Raw genomic sequence first — 13,783 nt, 5'->3', positions numbered from 1 at the left:
GTGTTCCATGCCTACCTCAACCGCCCCAATCGCCCGCAAGGCCCCAGGCCAAGACCCGTACGCCTGGCTGCAAGAGCGTGACAACGGCGAAGTACTCGATTACCTCAAGGCCGAAAACGCCTGGCAGGAAGCCCAACTCGCCGATCAGGGCGCATTGCGTGAAAGCCTGTTTGAAGAGATCAAGGGCCGTATCCTCGAAACCGACTTGTCGCTGCCCTCGCCCTGGGGCCCGTACCTGTATTACACACGCACCACCGCCGGCGACGAGTACGCCCGCCACTACCGCTGCCGCCGTCCCGCCGATGACAGTAACCAGGTGGACGAGAGCAGCGAAGAGCTGCTGCTGGATCCGAACGAACTGGCCAACGGTGGCTTCTTCTCCCTCGGCGCGTTCAGCATCAGCCCCGACCACCAGCGCCTGGCCTACAGCCTCGACACCAGCGGCGATGAGATCTACACCCTGTTCGTAAAGGAATTGACCAATGGCAAGGTCAGCGAACTGGAGTTCCAGGACTGCGACGGCAGCATGACCTGGGCCAATGACAGCCTGACCCTGTTTTTCGGCGAGCTGGATGACACCCACCGCCCGCACAAGCTGTATCGCTATCGCCTGGACGGCACGGCGGCGCAGGAAGTGTTTCACGAGCCTGACGGACGTTTCTTCCTGCACTGCTACCGTTCCAGTTCCGAGCGCCAGTTGCTGCTGGCCCTGGGCAGCAAGACCACCAGCGAAGTCTGGGCGCTGGACGCCGACCAGCCGCACCTGGCCTTCACCTGCCTGGCGCCTCGGGTCGAGGACCATGAATACGACGTTGACCACGGCCAACTGAATGGCGCGTGGACCTGGTTTATCCGCAGCAACCGGGATGGCATCAACTATGCGCTGTTCGTTGCAACCGACATTGGCGATGTGCCTACCGAGGATGAGTGGCAAAACCTGATCCCCCATAGCGATGACGTGATGCTCGACGGCGTGAGCCTCAATACCGGCGCCATGACCCTGAGCCTGCGCATCGGTGGCCTGCCGGTGATCGAAGTGCACCCGCAGGGCGTGCCTGCGTATCGCGTGGAATTGCCCGACGCCGCCTACAGCCTCTACGTACAGAACAGCCTGGAATTCGTCAGCGACAAAATTCGCCTGCGGTATGAGGCTCTCAATCGCCCGGCCCAGGTGCGTCAGCTGGAACTGGCCAGCGGCGCGCAGCAAGTGCTCAAGGAAACTCCGGTATTGGGCGTGTTCAACGCCGACGACTACGTGAGCCAACGCCTGTGGGCCACCTCCGCCGACGGGACCCAGGTGCCGATCAGCCTGGTGGTCAAGCGCGACCAACTCGGCAAAGCCACGCCGTTGTACCTGTACGGCTATGGCGCCTACGGTTCGAGCCTCGACCCATGGTTTTCCCATGCGCGCCTGAGCCTGCTCGAACGTGGCGTGGCGTTTGCCATCGCCCACGTGCGCGGCGGCGGCGAGCTGGGTGAAGCCTGGTACCGCAACGGCAAGCAAGAGCACAAGCAGAACACCTTCAGCGACTTTATCGCCTGCGCCGAACACCTGATCGCCCAGGGCCTGACCACGTCCAGTCGACTGGCGATCAGCGGCGGCAGCGCCGGCGGCCTGTTGATCGGAGCGGTGCTCAACCAGCGCCCCGAATTGTTCCAGGCGGCGATTGCCGAAGTGCCGTTTGTCGATGTGCTCAACACCATGCTCGACCCGGAACTGCCGCTGACCATCACCGAGTACGACGAATGGGGCAACCCCGAAGAGCCTGAAGTGTATGCGCGCATCAAGGCCTACGCGCCGTACGAGAACGTCCGCGCCCAGGCCTACCCGCACCTGCTGGTGATCGCCGGCTACAACGACAGCCGCGTGCAGTACTGGGAAGCGGCCAAATGGGTGGCCAAGCTGCGTGACACCAAGACGGATGACAACCTGCTGTTGCTCAAGACCGAACTCGGTGCCGGCCACGGCGGCATGAGCGGGCGTTACCAGGGATTACGTGACGTAGCGCTCGAATATGCATTTGTGTTCAAGGCGCTGGGGTTGATTTAAGGAACTTAGGCCAGCGGTCCTGTCTGAACACAGGACCGCCGACTGATTGATGGATCAAGATTGCAGCCATGGCACTATCGACTTTAATGAGCGCTTCTCTACAAACAGAAATCCGCGACATGCTCATGGATTGCGGCCTGTTCGACCCGCTGTTGCCGGAAGATTTTCACATCGCCGCCGGCTACTTCAACATCAGCACCATTGCCCGTGATGAAGCCATCTTCCTCGAGGGCGACGCCGGCACCTTCATGTGCATCATCCACAGCGGCCAGGTGGCGGTGCAGAAAACCAACCACGAAGGCCAACGCCTGACCATCGCGACCCTGCGCAGTGGCCGGGCCTTCGGTGAAATGGCGGTACTCGACGGCGAGCGACGCTCCGCCAGTTGCGTGGCGGCCAGTGACTGCGTGCTGTTGAACCTGGGCAAGGACTCCCTGGAAAAGATGCTCAACGAAGCCCCGAGGATTGCCGCCAAGATCATCCGCGCCATTGCGATTGCCTTGTCCAAACGCTTGCGCATGGCGGATGGGCAATTAATCAATCAACAGTTTTAACCGCCGGGGGTCTTCGGCTTGCTGTCGTTCTGCTGCAGACCGGGCACCGTCTGGTCCTTTGGCGGCGTCGGCAACACGATCGGCGCCAGGGGCGGCGAGCCGTTGGTCTTGGGCAATGCCGGCGGCGTGACTTGCGGGTACAGCGTCGGCGTTGGCGTGCCCGGCGCGCCGGAGGTTGGCGCGGGGGCGACCGGTACGGTTTGCAACTCCTGAGCCTGCGCTGCACCGCAGGCGAGCGCGCTCAACACAATGACCGTTAGAATGCTGCACTTCATCGATGGCTCCATGGCCTGACCGGAATGTCGTAAGGCTACTCCCAACCGCGCAAGAATGCCCTTCCCAATGAGATTTCCATGAAACGTTTCGTTCTGCTCGACACCACCCCGATCCCCGATAACGGCGGTGCCTTGTGCCTGTTCGAATACGGTGAAGATTTTGTCATCAAGATCCAGGGCGGTGACGGCGGCCAGCTGATGAATACGCGCATGCACGGCTCCGAAGATGCGCTGGCCGAAATTCCCTGCCGCAAGGTCGCTGGCCGCCCGGGTTCACGGGTACTGATCGGCGGCCTGGGCATGGGCTTTACCCTGGCGTCGGCGCTCAAGCATCTGGGCAAGACCGCCGAAGTGGTGGTGGCGGAACTGGTGCCCGGCGTCGTGGAATGGAACCGTGGGCCGCTGGGCGAAAAGTCCGGGCGCCCGTTGCTCGACCCGCGCACGGTGATCCGCCTGGAAGACGTGGCCAAGGTGCTGCAAGCCGAGCCCCAGGGCTTTGACGCGATCATGCTCGACGTCGACAACGGCCCCGAAGGTCTCACGCAAAAAGCCAACAGTTGGCTCTATTCCGCCGGTGGCCTGGCCGCCTGCGCCAAGGCCTTGCGGCCCAAGGGCGTGCTGGCCGTGTGGTCGGCCAGCGCCGACAAACTGTTCAGCGACAAACTGCGCAAGGCCGGTTTCAAGGCCGAGGAAGTGCAGGTGTTTGCCCATGGCAACAAGGGCACCCGGCACACCATCTGGATTGCGGAGAAGCTCAAGGCCTGAGCACTTTTAACCAAGCACTGAAGATCAATGTGAGAGGAAGCAAGTCGAATCGTCGCACCGCCCCTCCCACATTTTTGGCCCCGTCAGTTGTGGGATTTGCGGTAGTCGATCACATACGGCACTTTTTTATCGAAGGTCTTTTCCAGCTCTTCGCGGTCCAGCTTGCTCATGCCGCCCAGTTGCTGCGCGGTGAAACCGCTGTCGCCGACCTGCGCGCCGGGTGCCAGGCTGACCATGCGCTTGGCAACCGCTTCGATCGCATCCTTGTAGCCGCCTTTTTTGTTCAGGTCGTACCGGCCCAGATCAACTTGCGTGCGCAGCCAATTGCCCCAGTAGAACTCCAGGAATTCCGGGGCGACCTCCCCCGCCTCCGGCTTGCCATAGGCGGCCTTGCGCGTGAAATACACCAGGCTGCGAAAGGTATCGTCCTGCAGGCTCTTGAACCCAAGATGGGCCGGCAGTTGCGCGGGCGACAGGGGGTGGCCCTGGTTGTCCTTGAGCCAGACCTTGCGGGCCGCCTCCATGCGCCGCCAGAAGGTGGCGAGGTCCGGGCTGTTGCTGAAGTCGTCCGTCACCTTGACCCACATCTTTAAGCGAGGGCCGGCGCCGGGCGTTTCCCACAGGGTGGTGAAGCTGTGATGACCGTCGGTCAGGTACAACTGGCCGCCGGGGCCGACCACCACGGTTTTCATGTCCTCGGGATGAGTGCCCACCGGGTCTTTGCAGGTGAAGCTTTCGGGTTTATGCAAGTCAGCGTGCTTGGGCACCTTGTCGGCTTCGCCCTGGCCGTTGGTTTCGCAGTACTCATCAAACGCCTTGGCGGGTTTATCGGCGAACAGCCCCAGGCTGTAGTCGATCTGGTCGAAGCCGACCACGGCCTGGGTCGGGTGCAGTTGCTCAAGGGTGACCTCGATCACCTGGCCGGGCCTGGGCGTCGAGAACGCCTGGACCTGGGCCGACAGGGCGCCCAATAGCAGTGCTACTGTCCATATGTGCCAACGCATAGGTCTCTCATCCTGGTGAATTGCATGAACCGATACTACAAATGGGCGCCGACGGCTAGAATCAAGGTTATCCGTGACCCACCAGACAGGAGCCATGATGAGCTCGACCAACCCGCCCTCCCACACCGCCAAGCTGGACCGCATCCTCGCCGATGCCCAGCGCGACCGGGAAATGGGCTACCGCGACAAAGCCCTGAAGATGTACCCCCACGTGTGCGGCCGTTGCGCCCGTGAATTCGCCGGCAAGCGCTTGAGCGAACTCACCGTACACCACCGCAACCACAATCATGATGACAATCCCCAGGACGGCTCCAACTGGGAGTTGCTGTGCCTGTATTGCCACGACAATGAACACTCGCGCTACACCGACCAACAGTATTTTGGCGAGGGTTCCACCAGCAGTCCGACGATTGCCAAGGCCACGCACAACCCGTTTGCGGCGTTGGCGGGGTTGATGAAAAAAGACAGCTGAGAGCTGCAAGTTGAAAGCTGCAAGAAAAAGCCACTCTGCTTTTAACTTGCAGCTTGTAGCTTGCCGCTATAATGCCGCCTTTTTAAAGGCACACCCGTGGGCAATAAACGCTACAGCTGCATCGGCCTGTATAACCCCAAATCCCCCGAAAACGTCGGTTCGGTGATGCGCGCCGCCGGTTGCTATGGCGTGGCCTCGGTGTTCTACACCGGCGTGCGTTACGAGCGCGCCCGGGACTTCGTCACCGACACCAAGAAAGTCCACCACGACATCCCGCTGATCGGCATCGACGACCTGAAAAAAATCCTGCCCCTGGGCTGCATTCCGGTCGCGGTGGAACTGGTGGAAGGCGCCCGCCCGCTGCCCGAATACACCCACCCCGACCGTGCGCTGTACATCTTCGGCCCCGAAGACGGCTCGCTGGACAAAGAGATTCGCGACTGGTGTGAAGACGTGGTCTACATCCCGACCACCGGTTGCATGAACCTCGCCGCCACCGTCAACGTGGTGCTCTATGACCGGATGGCCAAAGGCAACAACACCCGTTCAGGCCCCAAATACTGATTTTCTTGGAACATCCGACACCTGCGAGCAGTCATCTACCTATCACTAGCCCTGTTGGAGAACGATCATGAGCGACAGCACAACCTTGCGCCCCGTCATCGAACACACGCCCTTCCAGACCCAACCCACGCAAAACGTGCACGGCTGGGAGCGCATCGGCTCGGTCGCCGGTGGCGTGATGATGGTGGGCAAAGGCCTGCGCCGTGGCGGGATTTTCGGCTTGATCCAAGTAGCGATTGGCGGCGTGGCACTGGCCCGCGGCTTTACCGGGCACAGCTCGCTCAAGGCCAAGCTGGAGCAGGGTCGCCAGGAAATGAACAGCGTGCGCACGAAAATTGAACGCGCGGGTGAAGAGCTGAGGAACTTGAAGACCAAGGCGGAAGTGGCGGCTGAGAAAGCGGTGAAGAGCCCCAACTGACCTCAGTCTCCAAACTATTGGAGATCAAAATGTGGGAGGGGCAGTGCGGCGACGATTCGACTTGCTCCCTCCCACATTTCGTTTTGTGCAGGGCTAGGAATCAGCGTAGGAGTTTGGAATCCAGCACCACAGACGATTCGCCAAGGATGCTCTCGGCCAATTTAACGAAGTCTTGGGTATTGACGGTCTCGACGCGCATCACCGCCTGCGTCAAATCATCCAGCGAACGCTTGTTATGGGTTTTAACCCGAATCTCGCGGTCCAGCTCCTGCATCACCAGCACCGCCCGGGACACCGTCGCGCCGTTGACGTGTTCACCGCGTAGCGTGGTGACGTCCTTGCCTTCCCTGGTCAAACGCGCCTGTATCGCTTGATACCGCTCATCGGTGATCCCCCCGGCACGCCGCACCAGGTCGATGGCGTAATACTCCGCCAAGCCCTCGCTGATCCAATCGCTGCGGTCGTGGTCGCTGAAACGGCCGATGGCCTGCACCACTTCACGCATCAACGGGCTGCTGCCGTTTTCGCTGACCAGCGGCGTGCGGCTGTTGAGGTAGATCGAGTCATGTGCCGCGAACGCGCCACGGCGCATCGGGTCACTGGCCCCCACCACCAACAGCTTGGCCGGATGACGCGGGAACGCCGCTTCCACCTGGGGCCAGACGAACGTCAGCAAGGTCAGCACATCCATGCGGCGCATGGCCTGGCCCTTGGGCGAGGCCACGGTGACGTCGGTTTCGCCCAGGCGCACACGGCGGCTGCCCAGGGTACCGGCGAGCATCCAACCAGTGGGGCGGTCGAACAGGCGGGAAACGTTATCGATGCGGAATTTGTTTTTGCCGATGCGCGGCCAGGCGGTTTCAATGCTTTTCCAGCCGGCCGGCAGTTCGAACATCAGGCGCGATACCAGCTCGACGCCGTCCTGCTGGTCCAGACGTGCGGGCGGCACCAGGTCTTCGCCACGAAACAACGCCCAGCTCGGGGTCATCCGTGCGTCATAAATACCCGGTTTGCGCGCACGGGTCAGGCGCACTCGGTAGGTCAGGCTGGACTTCTCGGCGCCGGGCTGCCACCGCCCGCGGCTGCCGGCGACCTTCCACTGTCCGTCGGCCTTGAAGTCGCTGTAGTCGCCGCTGTTGCCGAGGTCGAAGTCCAGGCTGCGCACCGCCGAACCCTGGGACAGGCTGACCCGTACCTCGGCCTGGTCACTCTGGGGCAACAACTTGACGTGATAGTCCAGGTCGACTTTCTTCGCGCACCACGCCGAGCCGCTCAGCGCCAGCAGCATCAGGCTTGCCGCCAGCTGGATTGCCCCCTTCATACACACTCCTTGTTCAGCCTGCGCGGAAGATCAGGTAATCCTCCCAGTCGTCCTCGGGAACGCTGCCTTCGCTGAGCATGCGTCCGGACTGGGAAATGCGTTCATGGTGCACAGCGTCGCGGTCGCCGCAGACCAGGTGGTGCCACAACGGCAAGTCCTTGCGCTCGCTGACCAGGCGGTAGCCGCAGGTGGGCGGCAGCCACTTGAACTGGTCGGCCTGGCCTGGGGTGAGCTGGATGCAGTCGGGCACCGAGGCGCGGCGGTTGGGGTAATCGGTGCACTGACAGGTTTTGAGGTCGAGGAGTTTGCAGGCGATCCGCGTGTAATAGACGCTGTTGTCGTCTTCATCCTCAAGCTTTTGCAGGCAGCACAGGCCACAACCGTCGCACAACGACTCCCACTCCTCCTGATCGAGGTGCTCAAGGGTTTTGCGTATCCAGAAAGGTTCGACTTTGGCGGCCATGGCTCTACATCAGTATCGGTCGGTGAAAAGGCCGCCAGTCTAGTGCCCCAGGCCCTTGGAACCAAGTGCTTGCGACTGGCGGCGTTACGAGACTTGTCAGTCTAGCGGGCGCGCAGTAGCTTTGAGCGCAGAATTGACCATCAGGAACCGTTCATGAGCACTAACCCACGCGTCGCCGACCACCCGATCCACAGCCAATTTACCGACCGCTGGTCGCCCCGCGCGTTCACCGGCGAGAGTATCCCGAAGGACACCCTGCTGAGTTTCTTCGAAGCCGCCCGCTGGGCGCCGTCGGCGTACAACTCGCAGCCGTGGCGTTTTCTCTACGCGCGCCGCGACACGCCGGACTGGGCGCGTTTCCTGGGCCTGCTCAATGAATTCAACCGCGGCTGGGCGCAGCACGCGTCGGCCCTGGTGATCATCGCCTCGAAAACCGACTTCATCGCACCCGGCGCCACCGAAGAAACCCCCGCGCTGTGGCACACCTTCGACACCGGCTCGGCCTGGGGCCACCTGGCGCTGCAGGCCAGCCTCAGTGGCTGGCACACCCACGGCATGGCCGGCTTCGATCAGGAACTGACACGCAAGGAACTGAAGATTCCAGACGGTTATGCCCTGCACGCGGCCGTGGCGATTGGCAAACTGGGCGACAAGTCGACCCTGCCGGAGTACCTGCAAGGCCGTGAAGTGCCGAGCCCGCGCAAGCCGTTGAGCGAGCTGGTGTCCGAGGGTGACTTCAGTCTTTAAGACTCGCACAGTACCAATGTGGGAGGGGTCTTGCCCCCTCCCACATTTTTCCTTCGCGTCGTGTCAGTAACCACGCGCGAAATCCACTTCCCCGCGCAGCGCTTCCTTGGCCTTGTACGCACGCATGTTGTCCAGAAACAACGCCACCATCATCGGCGGCGACGTCGGCGCCGAACTGTGCCCGGTCAACAGCAGGCCCCAGGCGGTCCAGAATGGATGACGCTGCGGCAGTGGTTCCTGGCGGCACACATCGATCACCGCGCCGGCCAGGTGCCCTTCTTTCAAGGCCTCGACCAAATCGGCGTCGACCACCGCCACCCCACGTCCAACGTTGATGAACAAGCCCGTCGGCTTGAATTGCCTGAACAGCGCGGCGTCATACAGGTCGTGGGTGTTCGGTGTGTTGGGCAGCAGGTTGATCACGTAGTCCACCTCCCCCACCAGGCGGCCCAATTGATCGAGACCGGACACTTCGATAAACGGCGCCTGCTCGCGGGCAATGCTGGCGATGCCATACAGCTTGACGCCAAACGGCACCAGGAACTCGGCGACGCTCTGGCCGATATCACCCGTGCCGACGATCAACACCTTGCGCCCCGCCAGGCTCTGGCCGGTGCGGTTGTCCCATTTGCGCTCGACCTGGCTGACCAGCCGCGCCAGCACTTCACGTTCGTGGCCCAGCATGTAGGTGAGGACAAATTCGGCCATGACCTGGCCATAGATGCCGACCGCGCGGGTCAGGCGATAGTCGCGCGGCAAGCCTTCGGCCAGCAGCGGCGTAATGCCCGCCCAGGTCGATTGCAGCCATTGCGGGCGATGGCCCTGGCGCAACAGCGTCGCCAACAGGTCCGGCTGGCCGAGCCACACCGGGCAATCGGCGGCCAGGCGCGACAACTCGGCCGAGTCGCCGCTGGTGAGCACCTCCAGGTCCGGCGCCACTTCGTTAAGCAATTGGGCGTAGAGCGGGTGATCCTGCTCAGCAATCAGAACACGCATGGTTCAAACCTTTCAAAAACAGTGCAGACGGCCACACACATCCTTACGGCCACCGCCCGCTAATACGATTCCATGAAGCCTGTGCCCTGACGCGGGCACTGATTGATCACATCGGGTCGTTGCGGCGCAGCAGCTCTTCGGGCAAGTGTTCGATGTACTCGTCCTCGGCCGGCGGCATTTGCAGGTGGTAGCCCTGCTTGTCGAGGTTTTCCAGCACCACCAGGATGTCCTCGCGCGACAGCTTGCGCTCCGGTGTCAGCACCATGTCGAACGCGTGGTGCGGCTTGCCGAAGGCGGCCATCAGGGGCTCCGGCACGCGCTCCAGGGCATCGCTTTTGAGCACGTAGAGGTACATGCCGTCTTTTTTCAAGCTGCGATAAATGGAGCAAATACGCTTCAAGGCTGTTCTCCGGCAGTGGCCAGGCTGTCGAGCAGCGCCTGGCCCATCAACTCGCGGCGCCAGCCACGCAGCGAGTCTGGCAATTGGTAAGGCCCATCGGGGTAGCCACTTTTAACCAGGGCTTCGAGGGTTTTCTTGCGCAGCATCAGTTCCGGCGCCATGTCCAGGCGCTCGGCGAACGTCTGGCCCAGGGTGCGCAGTTGCTTGATCAGCGCGGCGGCGTCCACCGGCAGCGGTTCGGCCACGGCGGGCGGCCACTGATCCATGGACACGCTGCCGGCACGTTTGATCAGGTCCAACAGGAACTGGCCATCCTGACGCACGGTGCGCGGGTGCATGTCTTCGATCTTGCCCAGCGCGGCGAGGTTATCCGGCTGGGTTTTGGCCAGGGGCCACAACGAGTGCTCGCGAACGATGCGATTGCGCGGCAGGTCACGGGCGCGGGCCTGCTGCTCGCGCCAGGCGCACAGTTCACGCAGCACGGCGAGCTGGGCACGGGACAGTTTCCACGCCAGCTTGGCGTCGCGGTACACCTCGTACGGGTCGACTTCGCGGCGCAGGTTGGCCACCAGCTCGGCGCCGTCCTCCAGCACCCAGGCGTACTTGTCATCGGACAGCTTCGGTCGCAGGCGGGTATAGACCTCGGCCAGGTGCACCGCGTCTTCGGCGGCGTAGCTGATCTGTGTCTCCGAGAGTGGCCGCTGCAGCCAGTCCGAACGCGTCTCGCCCTTGGGTAAATCGATATCGAGCACGGCCTGCACCAGGCGCGAGTAGCCCATGGAGAACCCGAGGTTCAGGTAAGCCGCCGCCAATTGGGTGTCGAACAACGGCACCGGCAGGCTGCCGGTCAGGCGCAGCAAGACTTCGAGGTCTTCGCTGCAGGCGTGCACCACCTTGATGACGCTTGGGTTTTCCAGCAAGGCGGCCAGGGGTTGCCAGTTGTCGATGGTCAGGGGGTCGATCAGGTAAGCGCGTACGCCATCGCCGATCTGGATCAACCCGGCAATGGGGTAAAAGGTGTCGACCCGCATGAATTCGGTGTCGAGGGCGACGAATGGCAACTGCTGCCATTCGGCGCAGTGCTGGCCGAGGCTATCGTTGTCGCAGATCCAGTGAATATCGATGGCCACACGGCTCTCCCTTGAAGAATGGCGCGCAGTATATATCGCGAAAGGGGCTAACGAGCATCCGCAGTGCACAGGCAACCATGAAAAGTCAGGCAAGAGCTGAAGAATAGTCCGACAGGCGGGAGTTATCCTCTCTTACGTAAAACGTAAACCCGCCACAGGCCCGAGCCCGGCAGGAACTCCTGATGATTCAGGACCTTGAAGCCTGCCTGGCGAAACTCGTCTTCCACCGCCGTGCGCGAGTTGACGGAGATAATCACCGTGTCACGGCTGACCCGGTGAAACTCACGCAGCAACGCCAACCGCCCATCGCTGCTGGGCACGTGACGAAACAACTCCAGGCAGAAAATGCAGTCCACGGCATTGGCCGACAAGCCGATGGAAAACGCCGACCCTTGAAACGTCTTGACGCGCTTGAGCAACGTCGCCGGATGGTGGGTAACGGCGTGATCGAGCATGTCCTGGGAATTGTCCGACGCCAGGATCACCCGGTTGATGTGTTCAGCCAACACCGGCCAGAACCGGCCCGAGCCACAGGCCAGGTCGAGGATCAGCCCCGGCTCGCCGGCAACCTTCAACGCCTGACGCACCAGCCATTCGTCGCGCCACGACGCCAAACGTCGCCGCAACCCGGGTGGGCGCGTGTCGCTGCAAACCCGGGCGTGTTCACGGTCACAGCGCTCGGCGTATTCGATCTCTATGGATGAGGGAGGTTGTGACGACATCATGCGCTCATAGGGGTTAAACGGTGGTATACGACCTTGTTTCGCAGCTTAACCAGTGCAACGTGAAAAAAAGGTCGAAAACACCAGCGCAAAACGACTAACCCTCCTGTGCGCCTTGCCACCCCGCACCGCCCTCGAAATAATGGCTGCCACCCCGCCCCGGCCCCAAGGACTCGACCGCATGAAAGCTCCGCTAGCCCTGTGTGTATTGGCAACCCTGGCCACCAGCGCCCTGGCCGACCCCGCCCCGTCGCGCCTGGATAAGGTGTTGCAACGCGGCACCCTCAGCGTATGCACCACCGGCGACTACAAGCCCTACACCTCGCTGCGCGCCGACGGCAGTTACGAAGGCATCGACATTGCCATGGCCGAGTCCCTGGCCAAGAGCCTCAACGCCAAAATCACCTGGGTACCCACCACCTGGAAAACCCTGATGCCGGACTTTCTCGCCCAACGCTGCGATATTGCCGTGGGCGGTATTTCGGTGTCGCTGGAACGTCAGAAAAAGGCGTTCTTCAGCCAGTCTCTCGGAGAGGACGGCAAAATCCCGTTGGTGCGCTGCGCCGATGTGCAGCGCTACCAGACCGTCGAGCAGATCAACCAGCCGCAGGTGCGGGTGATCGAACCGGCGGGCGGCACCAATGAAGTGTTTGCCCGCACCCACCTGGGCCAGGCGCAGATCCGCCTGCACGACAACGTGACCATCTTCGACGAACTGCTCGCCGGCAAGGCGGATGTGATGATCACCGACGCCAGCGAAGCGCGTTACCAGCAGAAGCTCAAGCCTGGCCTGTGCGCGGTCAACCCGGAGCGGCAGATGCAGTACAGCGAAAAAGCCTTTTTGCTGCCCCGCGACGATGTGGCGTGGAAGAGCTATGTCGACCAGTGGCTGCACCTGAGCGTCGCCACCGGCGCGTATGACGCAATCGTCAGCCAGTGGCTGGCGGCGCCTTGAGCCAACGCCGTCTACGCTGTGGTCACATCCAATAAGAACGAGGGACGGAACATGAAGGGACTGCGTCAACTGACCTGGCTGCTGCTGTTGTGTTTCAGCCAGGTGCACGCCAATCCTGCGCAGGATCAGGACGCCCAGGCGGCCAAAGCCCTGCTGGAAAAAGCCCTGGCCTATTACCAGAGCAATGGCGACAAAGCGTTTGCCGCGTTCAGCCGCCAGGGCGAGTTCATCGACCAGGATCGCTATGTGTTCGTGGTCGATACCCAAGGCGTATTGCTGGCCAGCGGCGGGCCCTCTTCGGCGTTGATCGGTCGCGATGTGTCTGAAGTACTCGGGCCGGACTTGCGCCAGTCCTTCAAGGACGCGCTCAAGGTGCCGGAAGGCCAGGGCATCCAGCAGGCCGACTACCGTTGGCAGAACTGGAACGATGGCAAGATCGAACACAAGCATGTGTTTTATCAGCGCGTCGGCGAGCGCATCCTGGCGGTGGGCTACTACCTGCCACGGGCCACCCCGGAACAGGCGCGGGCCCTGCGTAACAAGGCGGTGAACGCGCTGGTCAAGGATGAAGCCGGCACGCTCAAGGCCATCAACTCCTTGCAGGGCGGCTTCCTGCAGGACGACCTGTATGTGTTTGTGGTGGACCTGAACACCGGACGCTACGTGGCCCACGGCACCAACCTGCGGCTGATCAACACCGACTTCGCCAAGATCAAGGACCCGGACGGCAAACCGGTGGGTGAACCGATCCTCAAGATGATGACCGATCAGGACCAGGGGGAATACAAGTATCGCTGGAAAAACCCGGTGACCGACAAGGTCGAGAACAAACATGCGTATATCCGCAAGAGCGGGCATTTCATGGTGGCGGTGGGTTACTACAGCCCCTGAAGCTGAAATGCGGTAAAAAAATGTGGGAGGGGGCTTGCTCCCACATTCTGATCTTC

General features: G+C 62.0%; 17 protein-coding genes. 9 read left to right on the top strand and 8 right to left on the bottom strand.

Annotated features, from left to right (window positions below; genetic code table 11):
* The first annotated feature begins 7 nt into the window (after nt 1–7).
* Nucleotides 8–2,050 carry a S9 family peptidase gene (locus tag V6M90_RS09940; protein WP_332846406.1) on the top strand — a complete coding sequence of 681 codons (2,043 nt, stop codon included), beginning with the start codon at nt 8–10 and terminating at the stop codon, nt 2,048–2,050.
* A gap of 68 nt (nt 2,051–2,118) precedes the next feature.
* The gene (locus V6M90_RS09935) at nt 2,119–2,604 is read left to right on the top strand and encodes a cyclic nucleotide-binding domain-containing protein (protein ID WP_003172533.1); all 486 of its coding nucleotides are present in this window, start codon (nt 2,119–2,121) and stop codon (nt 2,602–2,604) included.
* Here the strand turns inward: V6M90_RS09935 and V6M90_RS09930 are convergent.
* Entirely contained in the window at nt 2,601–2,879 is a 279-nt protein-coding gene (locus V6M90_RS09930) for a hypothetical protein (protein ID WP_042944336.1), read from the bottom strand. The genes V6M90_RS09935 and V6M90_RS09930 overlap by 4 nt on opposite strands.
* 78 nt (nt 2,880–2,957) lie before the next feature.
* Here V6M90_RS09930 and V6M90_RS09925 point away from each other — a divergent pair, with 78 nt between their 5' ends.
* Entirely contained in the window at nt 2,958–3,644 is a 687-nt protein-coding gene (locus V6M90_RS09925; RefSeq protein WP_003172530.1) for a spermidine synthase, read from the top strand.
* 83 nt (nt 3,645–3,727) lie between these two features.
* Here V6M90_RS09925 and V6M90_RS09920 read toward each other — a convergent pair whose 3' ends face one another.
* Entirely contained in the window at nt 3,728–4,648 is a 921-nt protein-coding gene (locus V6M90_RS09920; RefSeq protein ID WP_003172529.1) for a ParB/Srx family N-terminal domain-containing protein, read from the bottom strand.
* 97 nt (nt 4,649–4,745) lie between these two features.
* Here V6M90_RS09920 and V6M90_RS09915 point away from each other — a divergent pair, with 97 nt between their 5' ends.
* The 3 genes from V6M90_RS09915 to V6M90_RS09905 all read left to right on the top strand — a co-directional run bounded on the left by V6M90_RS09915 (nt 4,746) and on the right by V6M90_RS09905 (nt 6,102).
* Entirely contained in the window at nt 4,746–5,120 is a 375-nt protein-coding gene (locus V6M90_RS09915) for a YajD family HNH nuclease (protein WP_003172528.1), read from the top strand.
* A 96-nt stretch (nt 5,121–5,216) separates the two neighbouring features.
* On the top strand, nt 5,217–5,684 hold the full coding sequence (locus V6M90_RS09910) for an RNA methyltransferase (RefSeq protein ID WP_003172527.1): 468 nt from the start codon (nt 5,217–5,219) through the stop codon (nt 5,682–5,684).
* Between the two features lie 67 nt (nt 5,685–5,751).
* Nucleotides 5,752–6,102, top strand: a complete 351-nt coding sequence (locus tag V6M90_RS09905) for a YgaP family membrane protein (protein ID WP_003172526.1) — start codon at nt 5,752–5,754, stop codon at nt 6,100–6,102.
* A gap of 100 nt (nt 6,103–6,202) precedes the next feature.
* Here V6M90_RS09905 and V6M90_RS09900 read toward each other — a convergent pair whose 3' ends face one another.
* Nucleotides 6,203–7,423 (bottom strand): hypothetical protein, encoded by a 1,221-nt coding sequence (locus tag V6M90_RS09900; protein WP_141064515.1) that lies wholly within the window; start codon nt 7,421–7,423, stop codon nt 6,203–6,205.
* 13 nt (nt 7,424–7,436) lie between these two features.
* A complete protein-coding gene (locus tag V6M90_RS09895) occupies nt 7,437–7,886 on the bottom strand; it encodes a YcgN family cysteine cluster protein (RefSeq protein ID WP_003172524.1) in 450 nt (149 codons plus the stop codon).
* Nucleotides 7,887–8,039: 153 nt separating this feature from the next.
* Between V6M90_RS09895 and V6M90_RS09890 the strand changes: the two genes are divergently transcribed.
* Complete coding sequence (locus V6M90_RS09890; RefSeq protein ID WP_003172523.1) at nt 8,040–8,633, top strand: nitroreductase family protein; 594 nt, start codon at nt 8,040–8,042, stop codon at nt 8,631–8,633.
* 63 nt (nt 8,634–8,696) lie between these two features.
* Here V6M90_RS09890 and V6M90_RS09885 read toward each other — a convergent pair whose 3' ends face one another.
* From V6M90_RS09885 to V6M90_RS09870, 4 genes are all read right to left on the bottom strand, one after another.
* Nucleotides 8,697–9,629: a D-2-hydroxyacid dehydrogenase gene (locus V6M90_RS09885; RefSeq protein ID WP_332846405.1), complete on the bottom strand. Its 933-nt coding sequence runs from the start codon at nt 9,627–9,629 to the stop codon at nt 8,697–8,699.
* A 106-nt stretch (nt 9,630–9,735) separates the two neighbouring features.
* The gene (locus V6M90_RS09880) at nt 9,736–10,029 is read right to left on the bottom strand and encodes a YcgL domain-containing protein (RefSeq protein ID WP_003172521.1); all 294 of its coding nucleotides are present in this window, start codon (nt 10,027–10,029) and stop codon (nt 9,736–9,738) included.
* Nucleotides 10,026–11,159 (bottom strand): ribonuclease D, encoded by a 1,134-nt coding sequence (gene rnd / locus V6M90_RS09875; RefSeq protein ID WP_003172520.1) that lies wholly within the window; start codon nt 11,157–11,159, stop codon nt 10,026–10,028. The genes V6M90_RS09880 and rnd overlap by 4 nt, the downstream gene beginning before the upstream one ends.
* Nucleotides 11,160–11,281: 122 nt before the next feature.
* Nucleotides 11,282–11,881 (bottom strand): class I SAM-dependent methyltransferase, encoded by a 600-nt coding sequence (locus V6M90_RS09870; RefSeq protein WP_003172519.1) that lies wholly within the window; start codon nt 11,879–11,881, stop codon nt 11,282–11,284.
* A gap of 181 nt (nt 11,882–12,062) precedes the next feature.
* On the opposite strand from V6M90_RS09870, the gene V6M90_RS09865 reads away from it, so the two are divergent.
* Together V6M90_RS09865 and V6M90_RS09860 are read left to right on the top strand one after the other, a co-directional pair.
* Complete coding sequence (locus V6M90_RS09865; protein WP_332846404.1) at nt 12,063–12,836, top strand: transporter substrate-binding domain-containing protein; 774 nt, start codon at nt 12,063–12,065, stop codon at nt 12,834–12,836.
* Between the two features lie 51 nt (nt 12,837–12,887).
* Complete coding sequence (locus tag V6M90_RS09860; protein WP_305428670.1) at nt 12,888–13,727, top strand: cache domain-containing protein; 840 nt, start codon at nt 12,888–12,890, stop codon at nt 13,725–13,727.
* The last annotated feature ends 56 nt before the right edge of the window (nt 13,728–13,783 follow it).

It is taken from the genome of Pseudomonas lactucae (genome assembly GCF_036688725.1).
GTDB lineage: Bacteria > Pseudomonadota > Gammaproteobacteria > Pseudomonadales > Pseudomonadaceae > Aquipseudomonas > Aquipseudomonas lactucae.
This window is presented reverse-complemented; position numbering and strand designations above follow the sequence as displayed.

What these genes read in the sequence shown, in the direction of transcription:
- V6M90_RS09940 (WP_332846406.1), top strand. Translation starts at nt 8, where the DNA reads ATGCCTACCTCAACCGCCCCAATCGCCCGCAAGGCCCCAGGCCAAGAC.
- V6M90_RS09935 (WP_003172533.1), top strand. Translation starts at nt 2,119, where the DNA reads ATGGCACTATCGACTTTAATGAGCGCTTCTCTACAAACAGAAATCCGC.
- V6M90_RS09930 (WP_042944336.1), bottom strand. Translation starts at nt 2,879, where the DNA reads ATGAAGTGCAGCATTCTAACGGTCATTGTGTTGAGCGCGCTCGCCTGC.
- V6M90_RS09925 (WP_003172530.1), top strand. Translation starts at nt 2,958, where the DNA reads ATGAAACGTTTCGTTCTGCTCGACACCACCCCGATCCCCGATAACGGC.
- V6M90_RS09920 (WP_003172529.1), bottom strand. Translation starts at nt 4,648, where the DNA reads ATGCGTTGGCACATATGGACAGTAGCACTGCTATTGGGCGCCCTGTCG.
- V6M90_RS09915 (WP_003172528.1), top strand. Translation starts at nt 4,746, where the DNA reads ATGAGCTCGACCAACCCGCCCTCCCACACCGCCAAGCTGGACCGCATC.
- V6M90_RS09905 (WP_003172526.1), top strand. Translation starts at nt 5,752, where the DNA reads ATGAGCGACAGCACAACCTTGCGCCCCGTCATCGAACACACGCCCTTC.
- V6M90_RS09900 (WP_141064515.1), bottom strand. Translation starts at nt 7,423, where the DNA reads ATGAAGGGGGCAATCCAGCTGGCGGCAAGCCTGATGCTGCTGGCGCTG.
- V6M90_RS09895 (WP_003172524.1), bottom strand. Translation starts at nt 7,886, where the DNA reads ATGGCCGCCAAAGTCGAACCTTTCTGGATACGCAAAACCCTTGAGCAC.
- V6M90_RS09890 (WP_003172523.1), top strand. Translation starts at nt 8,040, where the DNA reads ATGAGCACTAACCCACGCGTCGCCGACCACCCGATCCACAGCCAATTT.
- V6M90_RS09885 (WP_332846405.1), bottom strand. Translation starts at nt 9,629, where the DNA reads ATGCGTGTTCTGATTGCTGAGCAGGATCACCCGCTCTACGCCCAATTG.
- V6M90_RS09870 (WP_003172519.1), bottom strand. Translation starts at nt 11,881, where the DNA reads ATGTCGTCACAACCTCCCTCATCCATAGAGATCGAATACGCCGAGCGC.
- V6M90_RS09865 (WP_332846404.1), top strand. Translation starts at nt 12,063, where the DNA reads ATGAAAGCTCCGCTAGCCCTGTGTGTATTGGCAACCCTGGCCACCAGC.
- V6M90_RS09860 (WP_305428670.1), top strand. Translation starts at nt 12,888, where the DNA reads ATGAAGGGACTGCGTCAACTGACCTGGCTGCTGCTGTTGTGTTTCAGC.